Genomic DNA, 8,184 nt, shown 5'->3' with positions numbered 1-8,184 from the left:
ACCCTCGCCAGGGGGGGAGGAGGCGAGGGTCGTCAGTGTTCAGCCCCGGGGGGTCGGGCTGAACATCGTCCGGATCAAATCCGGACATCAGCAATACTACACCTCCCCAGATCAGTATTTGCAAGTTCAACTGTTCAAATGTTTTACGGTGTCGGAGATACCGAACGCCCCTGTTCCGGGCCGTTGCACGGAACGCGCACCCCGGGCCGAAGTCCGCATATCCTTGGAAATTGTGACCGCGAAGCCACAGAGAAGTGCCAAGACAGGTCGACACACCGAGACGGGTCGGGTTGCCGCATTCTTCGACCTCGACAAGACGATCATCGCGAAATCCAGCACCCTCGCGTTCAGCAGACCGTTCTTCGACCAGGGCCTGATCAATCGACGGTCCGTCCTCAAGAGCAGTTACGCGCAGTTCCTGTTCCTGCTGTCGGGCGCGGACCACGATCAGATGGAGCGGATGCGCGCCTACCTCACGAGCATGTGCGCGGGCTGGAACGTGGAGCAGGTCCGGTCCGTCGTCGCCGAGACCCTCCACGACATCGTCGACCCCCTGGTGTTCGCGGAGGCCGCCGACCTCATCGCGGACCACAAGCTGCGGGGTCACGACGTCATCGTCGTCTCGGCGTCGGGCGAGGAGGTGGTGACGCCGATCGCCGAAGCACTCGGGGCGACACGCAGCATGGCCACCCGCATGGCGGTCGCGGACGGGCTCTACACGGGCGAGGTGGAGTTCTACTGCTACGGCGAGGGCAAGGTCGAGGCGATGCGGCAACTGGCCGACGAATACCACTACGACCTGTCGGCATGCTACGCCTACTCCGACTCCGTGACCGACCTGCCGATGCTGACCGCGGTCGGCCACCCGACGGCCGTCAACCCGGACCGGGCGCTCCGGAAGGCCGCGGCCGGAAACGGTTGGCCCATATTGACTTTCTCGAATCCGGTCTCCCTCAGGGCGCGCCTCCAGGCGCCGTCCGCCACCACCCTGGCGACCACCGCCGCGGTGAGCGTCGGGGCCCTGGTGGCGGGCGCATTCACCTATGGAGTGTTGCGCCGCAAGCGCTGACCGCCGCAACCCGCGACACGGTCACAAACCTAATTTGATACTTGCTGTGAGGGGGGTCACGGGGTACAAAGGAGTTACGGAAGAACGGAAGGCCAAGGTCGACCCAGAAGAGAAGGATCGATCTCCCGACCAGGATTCCCAGCACGGGCACTAGGCACCCACGCGAAGCATAAGCCACTATAAGGGCAAAAGCGTTGTGGGCCTGCGAGACTCGAGTCTTCACCGGCAAGGACCCTGCACAGGTTGCAAGGACGACCCGACGATATTCGGACTCTCGCCGAGGCCACCCACACAACCCACCATTGCACGCTTGGTAACCGGTTGTCCGTGCTAACGGGCGGCGAAGTCGACACCAGTCGGCAGCGCCGCCCGTTTCACATGTCGGGAACATGTTGCAGTGCAACGGATTCGAGTTAACTTGCCGCCGCTTCCGCGATGGACGTGGCCTCACGGGCCCCGGCCTCCAGCGCACCGCAGCAGAGGACGACCCAGCTCCCGACCCCGTCCGGCTCGCCCGAGGCGAAGGCCGCTGCCCCGTTGCGGTACGCCTGCTGCCGGCGCAGCCAGCTGACCTCCGGAACCCCGAGATTGTGGGGATCGAGCCCGCTCGACACCGAGACCAGACGGGATGCGGCGCGCGCGACGATGCCGTCGCCCACCCCGAACGGCCTCAGCGTCAACAATTCCCCGTGCACCACAGCCGCCAGAACGGGCGCGGGTGCAGCGGTTCCTCCCGTCACGAGCTGAGCCAGACCGTCCAGCCGCTCCGCGACGCCGGACCCGGCTCGCGGCCTGCCGAGCAATTCCTGATCCTCCACGAGGTCGGCCGCGGCCAGCAGATGCAGCCGGGCAAGGGCCTGCAGGGGCGCCCGCTGCCACGTGGACTGCAGAAGCGTGAGGGCGTCACCGTCGAGAGCCTGCCCGACGCGCAGGGCACCCGACAGGATGGGGTCGCCGGCCTCGCCGGGGGCGGGCAGTTCGGTGCTGCCCCCGTCCAGCGACGCGGAGGCGCGGGCCGCCCGGACCGCCGCCTCGGCCGCCGTGGTCGGCCAGCCGCGCCGGTTGGTCTTGTGCCGGTGAACCGCGCCGAGCGCGTCGCGCGCACGGTCCGCGGCTTCGCGGACACCGGGAAGGTCGACGAGGGGCTGCAACGGGTCGCTCACGTACTGGAACGCTACCCGGCGCCGCCGCGGGTCAGGCGCCGAGCCGGATCGATCCGCCGGGAATCGCGTCCAGCAGCTTCCGCGTGTACTCCTCCTTCGGCGACGTGAAGACCTCGTCGGTGGTGGCTTTCTCCACGATCGCGCCGACAGACATGACGAGCACGTCGTCGGCGATCTGCCGCACCACCGCCAGGTCGTGGGTGATGAACAGGTACGTCAGCCCCAGCTCCGCCTGCAGGTCGTTCAGCAGCGTGAGGATCTGGTCCTGGACCAGCACGTCGAGCGCCGACACCGCCTCGTCGCACACCACCATCTCGGGCTGCAGCGCCAGCGCCCGGGCGATCGCCACCCGCTGCCGCTGGCCACCCGACAACTCGTTCGGGAACCTCCGCATGACAGAAGCCGGCAACGCCACCTTGTCCAGCAGGTCGCGTACCCGCGCTTCCCGCTCCGCCTTCGTCCCCACCTTGTGGGTGCGCAGGGGCTCCTCGACGGTGCGGAAGATCGAGTACATCGGGTCGAGCGTGCCGTACGGGTTCTGGAAGATCGGCTGCACCCGCCGGCGGAACGCGAACGTCTCCCTGCGGTCCAGCGTCGCGACGTCCTTGCCGTCGAACACCACATTCCCCGCCGTCGGAGCGAGCAGTCCCAGCACCATCTGCGCGACCGTCGACTTGCCCGACCCCGACTCGCCGACGATGGCCGTGGTCGTCCCACGCCGGACCGCGAACGAGACGTCGTCGACGGCGGTGAAGTCGGTGGACTTCCGTAGCCCGTGGCGGATCTTGAACACCTTCGTCAGCCCGGTGGCCACGACCACGTCGTCGGTGGCCTTGCCGAATTCGACGCCGATCTGCCCGTGCTCCTCGGCCTCGCCCACCACCTCGAGCGCGTGCTCCCGGATGTCCGCCCGGGCCAGCGAAGAACTCCGCCGTTGCGACGCCAGCGACGGCGCCGCGGCCACCAGTTTCCGGGTGTACGGGTGACGCGGCCGCTGCAGGATCTCCAGCGCGGGCCCCGCCTCGACCACCCGTCCCTTGCTCATCACGATCAGGTGCTCCGCCCGCTCGGCCGCCAGACCGAGGTCGTGGGTGATGAGCAGGACCGCGGTGCCGAGTTCGTCGGTGAGACCGTCGAGGTGGTCGAGGATCTGACGTTGGACCGTCACGTCGAGGGCGGACGTGGGCTCGTCCGCGATCAGCAGTTGCGGGCGGGCCGACAGCCCGATGGCGATGAGCGCGCGCTGGCGCATGCCCCCGGAGAACTCGTGCGGATACTGGCCCAGCCGGTTCTCGGCGTCGGCGAGGCCCGCCTCCTCGAGGAGTTCGGCGGCCCGCGCCTTCGCGGCCTTGCCCTTCGCGATCCCGTTGGCTTCCAACGCCTCCTCGATCTGGAACCCGACCTTCCACACCGGGTTGAGGTTGGACATCGGGTCCTGCGGGACGAGGCCGATCTTCTTCCCGCGCAGTGCGACGAACTCCCGCTCGGGCGCCTCCGCGAGGTCCTGCCCCTCGAACAGGATCCGGCCGCCGGTCACCTTTCCCGTTCCGGGCAGCAGGTTGATGATCGCGTGGGCGGTGGTGGATTTGCCCGAACCGGACTCACCGACGATAGCCACCGTCTGCCCCGGATACACCGTGAGGCTGGCCCCACGCACCGCGGGCACGAGCCCGGAATGGGACTGGAACGACACCTCCAGGTCCCGGATCTCGAGCAGCGGCACCTCGTCGGCCGAATTCTGCGGTCCGGCCGGATCGTTCGCGGTCATCGCGCTCACCTCTTCCGGGCCTTGGGGTCGAGCGCGTCCCGGAGAGCGTCGCCCATCATGATGAAGCCGAGGACCGTGATCGCCAGGGCGGTCGCCGGGTAGAACAGGATCGGCGAACCCTGGCGCAGGGTGACCTGGGCGGTGCTGATGTCTCCGCCCCACGAGATCTCGGTGGACGGCAGCCCGATGCCGAGGAAGGACAGCGTCGCCTCGGCCACGATGTAGATGCCGAGGGAGATGGTCGCGATCACGATGATCGGAGCGAGGGAGTTCGGCAGCACGTGCCGGATCAGGGTGCGCACGTTCGAGACGCCGAGCGCCCGCGACGCCATCACGTAGTCGTTGCCCTTCGCCGAGATCACCGCGCCCCGAGCGATTCTCGCCATCTGCGGCCACCCGAACAGGGCGAGGACGACGATCAGCGTCCAGATGGTGCGGTTGGTGAACAGCTGCATCAGGACGATCGCCGCGAGGATGAGCGGGATGCCGAAGAAGATGTCGGCGACCCGGGACAGCAGCGAGTCCACCGCGCCGCCGTAGAACCCGGCGACCGAACCGAACACCACGCCCACCACGAGCACGATCGACGTGACGCCGACACCCACCAGCACCGACGCCCGCGCCCCGTGGATCGTGCGGGAGTAGATGTCGCAGCCCTGCTTGTCGAATCCGAACCAGTGCCCCGCCGACGGCCCCTGCATGCTGAACACGAGATCGCAGAACCGCGGGTCGGTGCTGGTGAACACGTCCGGAAACGCCGCCACGGCGATCACCACGACGATGATCACCGATGCGACCAGGAACAGCGGGCGCTTACGCAGATCGCGCCATGCATCCGACCACATGCTCGTCGGCGGCTGGTCGATGTGGACGGCGTCGGTCTCCCCGGGCGCCGCCACTTCCTCGGGCGCCACGAAATGCGCCTGACGGGTCTTCCGGTCGCCCGTTCCGGCGGACTCGTTCTCCACTTTCTCAGACATAACGAATCCTCGGGTCGAGCGCGGCGTACAGGAGGTCGACGATCAGGTTGGCGAGCAGATAGATGACGATCAGCACCGTCACGAAGGACACCACCGTGGGCGCCTCACCGCGGGTGACCGCCTGATAGATCGTGCCGCCGACACCGTTGATGTTGAAGATGCCCTCCGTGACGATCGCGCCGCCCATCAGGGTGGCGAGATCGGCGCCGAGGAAGGTGACCACCGGGATCAGCGAGTTCCGCAGCACGTGCACCTGCACCACCCGGCGCCGCGAAAGACCCTTGGCGGTCGCGGTCCTCACGTAGTCGGCGGTGAGGTTCTCGGCGACCGACGTCCGCGTGAGCCGGAGCACGTACGCGAACGACACCGACCCGAGGACAAAGGCGGGCAGCAGAAGATTCTTGAAGCTGGTTTTGCCCCCGACCGTCGGCGGCACCAGCCCCCACTTCACGCCGATGAAGAACTGGGCGAGGAAACCGATGACGAAGATCGGGATCGCGATGATCACCAGGCTGACGAGGAGGACGGTGCTGTCGAAGATGCCGCCCTTGCGGAGCCCGGCGAACAGGCCGAAGCCGATCCCGAAGATCCCCTCGATCGCGAGTGCCATCAGAGACAACTTGATGGTGATCGGAAAGGCCTGCGCCAGAACCTCGCTGACCGGGCGACCGGAGAAGGACGTACCGAAGTCGAGCGTGAAGATGCCTTTCAGATACAGGAAATACTGCATCAGGAACGGTTGGTCGAGGTGGTACCGGGCGCGGAGCTGCGCCGCCACCGCGGGGCTGAGGGCCTTGTCGCCCGCCAATGCAGCGATCGGGTCTCCGGGCAGCAAGAAAACCATCGCGTAGATCAGGAACGTGGCCCCGATGAACACGGGAATCATCTGGAGCAAACGGCGACCGACGTACCAGAGCATCGGATCACCTCCTATTCGTCGGGGGCCGTGACGTCAGGAATCCGGAGCCTCGGCCCGTATTCCCGAACGGGGCCGCGAACTGACAGCTCGCGGCCCCACCCGTCGGAGAAAACTCCCGTGCGTCAGTTCTTCTCGATGTCCGAGTACATCGGGATGCCCTTCCAGTCGATGACCACGTTCGACACGTTCTCGGACCAGCCGCTCGCCGCGTTGCGGTACCACGTCGGGACCGCGGGCAGGTCGTGCAGGAGAACCTCCTGCGCCTGGTTCAGCAGGTCCTGCGCCTTTCCGGGATCGACCTCACCCGCGGAGGCTCGCAGCAGCCGGTCGAACTCGGGGTTCGAATAGTCGCCGTCGTTGGAGCTGCCGCCGGTCTGGTAGTTCTGCGCGAGGAAGCCGTACTGCTGCGGGTAGTCGCCCTGCCACCCCGAACGGAACGCGCTGGGGATGGTCCGGTTGGTGGCCTCCGTGCGGATCTGCGCGAACGTCGGATACTCCTTGCCCTTCGCGTCGATTCCGAGGGTGTTGCGGATGTTGTTGGCGGTGGCGTCGACCCATTCCTTGTGGCCGCCGTCGCCGTTGTACGCGATCTCGAAACTGCCCGACCACGGGGCGATGGCGTCGGCCTGGGCCCACAGCCTCTTCGCCGCCTCCGGGTCGTACTTCAGGTTGCTGTTGCCGACGAGCGAATCCGACCAGCCCTCGATGGCGGGGCTGGTGAAGTCGAGCGCGGGGGTGCGGGTGTTGTTGTAGATCTGCTGGGTGATCTGGTCTCGGTTGATCGCCATCGAGATGGCCTGCCGGCGCAGCGTGCCCTCCTCACCGCTGAAATGCGGTAGACGGCCCGGGATGGTGAACGTCTCGATGGTCGCGGACGGCTGGTTCACGGTGCGACCCGGCAGGTCGGTCTCGAACGTGGTGACGGCACTCGGCGGCACCTGGTCGAGGACGTCGACATTGCCCGCGAGCAGATCCGTGTATGCCGTGTCGAGGCTGTTGTACATGACGAAGTCGACGCCGGCGTTCTTCGGCTTACGGTTGCCGTTGTAGTCGGGGTTCACGACGGTGTCGATTCGCACGTTGTGCTGCCACGCCCCGGGACCCGACATCATGTATGGCCCGTTGCCGATGGGATTCTCGCCGAACGCGGCCATGTCCTGGTACGCCACCGCGGGCAGCGGGTAGTACGCGGCGAAACCGAGACGGTCCGGGAAGGCGGACTCGGGTTGCTTCAGTTCGATCGTGAACGTCGAATCGTCGACCACCTTCAGTCCCGACATGGTCTGCGCCGTGGGGTTCTCGGCAGCCACCTCGTCGTAGCCCTGGATCGGGTCGAAGAAGGACGCCTGGAGCTGCGCGTTCGTCGACAGCGCGCCGTAGTTCCAGGCGTCGACGAACGAGGCCGCGGTGACCGGCGTGCCGTCCGTGAACGTCCAGCCGTCCTTCAGCTTCACGGTGAAGTTCTTGCCGTCGGTCGTCTCGATGGACTCGGCGACCTCGTTGTTCACTCCACCGTCGGAGTCGTAGGAGACGAGCCCCGCGAACAGCGCATCGACGACGCGGCCACCCTGATTCTCGCTGGTATTGGTGGGAATCAACGGATTCTGCGGTTCACCTGCCCAGGCGTTGACGATTCCGCTGCCACCCCCGCCCGTCGAGTCACCGGACGAGCAGGCGGACAGCATCCCTGCTGCCAGGCCAACCGCCAGAACGGCGGTTGCCACACGTGTGATGCGCAAGACGATCCTCCCAGATCTGCATGGTTCCGGGCAGCCGTGCCGGGCGCAGCCCGAACGATGGGATGACGATAAGTCAACGTTTCAATCTGTGTGGCCACGACGGGTGAAACTCGCGGAATCGGCATCCGATCGAAACATCGTCGGCGCTGGGGTCGCCACTCGTCGTCCGCGCTTGCCGTCCGTCGCGCCCATTCGACCGATCGTCGCAGAATATGGGCATGCAACCTTGTGCAACGGTGCGCTCGGGAGCCCTTGTGACTACCCTCACACGTGCTAGAAGTGCCGAATTCGAGACTGGAAAGAAGGCCGGCCCACAATGACCAGTGCAGCACAGGCGAGCGGAGCGACGGGGAATGCCGCACAGGCGAGCGGAGCGACGGATCAGTCGGACCACTCTGATGCCGTCCCGCAGGTATATCCGCCGAGCCCCGAGTTCACCGCCGCGGCCAACGCCGGCCCCGAACTGCAGGCTGCCGCAGACGAGGACCGACTCGCATTCTGGGCGACACAAGCCGAGCGCCTGCACTGGCACACGCCCTTCACCGA

General features: G+C 66.8%; 6 protein-coding genes and 1 pseudogene. 2 read left to right on the top strand and 5 right to left on the bottom strand.

What is annotated here, in order from left to right; genetic code table 11:
* The first annotated feature begins 232 nt into the window (after positions 1–232).
* On the top strand, positions 233–1,069 hold the full coding sequence (locus AC1DWT_RS48070) for an HAD-IB family hydrolase (protein WP_072938036.1): 837 nt from the start codon (positions 233–235) through the stop codon (positions 1,067–1,069).
* 413 nt (positions 1,070–1,482) lie between these two features.
* On the opposite strand, the gene AC1DWT_RS48065 is transcribed toward AC1DWT_RS48070, so the two are convergent.
* The 5 genes from AC1DWT_RS48065 to AC1DWT_RS48045 form a co-directional block, all read right to left on the bottom strand.
* Positions 1,483–2,232, bottom strand: coding sequence for a Fic family protein (locus AC1DWT_RS48065; RefSeq protein WP_072938038.1), 750 nt, complete (start codon positions 2,230–2,232; stop codon positions 1,483–1,485).
* Between the two features lie 31 nt (positions 2,233–2,263).
* Positions 2,264–4,000, bottom strand: a complete 1,737-nt coding sequence (locus AC1DWT_RS48060; protein WP_072938107.1) for a dipeptide ABC transporter ATP-binding protein — start codon at positions 3,998–4,000, stop codon at positions 2,264–2,266.
* A gap of 5 nt (positions 4,001–4,005) precedes the next feature.
* Complete coding sequence (locus tag AC1DWT_RS48055) at positions 4,006–4,980, bottom strand: ABC transporter permease (protein WP_477925966.1); 975 nt, start codon at positions 4,978–4,980, stop codon at positions 4,006–4,008.
* Positions 4,973–5,899: an ABC transporter permease gene (locus AC1DWT_RS48050; RefSeq protein ID WP_477925965.1), complete on the bottom strand. Its 927-nt coding sequence runs from the start codon at positions 5,897–5,899 to the stop codon at positions 4,973–4,975. The genes AC1DWT_RS48055 and AC1DWT_RS48050 overlap by 8 nt, the downstream gene beginning before the upstream one ends.
* Positions 5,900–6,021: 122 nt before the next feature.
* Positions 6,022–7,638: a peptide ABC transporter substrate-binding protein gene (locus AC1DWT_RS48045; RefSeq protein WP_072938044.1), complete on the bottom strand. Its 1,617-nt coding sequence runs from the start codon at positions 7,636–7,638 to the stop codon at positions 6,022–6,024.
* A gap of 316 nt (positions 7,639–7,954) precedes the next feature.
* Between AC1DWT_RS48045 and AC1DWT_RS48040 the strand changes: the two are divergent.
* A pseudogene (locus AC1DWT_RS48040) lies at positions 7,955–8,184 on the top strand (acetyl-coenzyme A synthetase); the annotation flags it as partial.

This window comes from Rhodococcus sp. P4_B6 (assembly GCF_056402215.1).
This window is presented reverse-complemented; position numbering and strand designations above follow the sequence as displayed.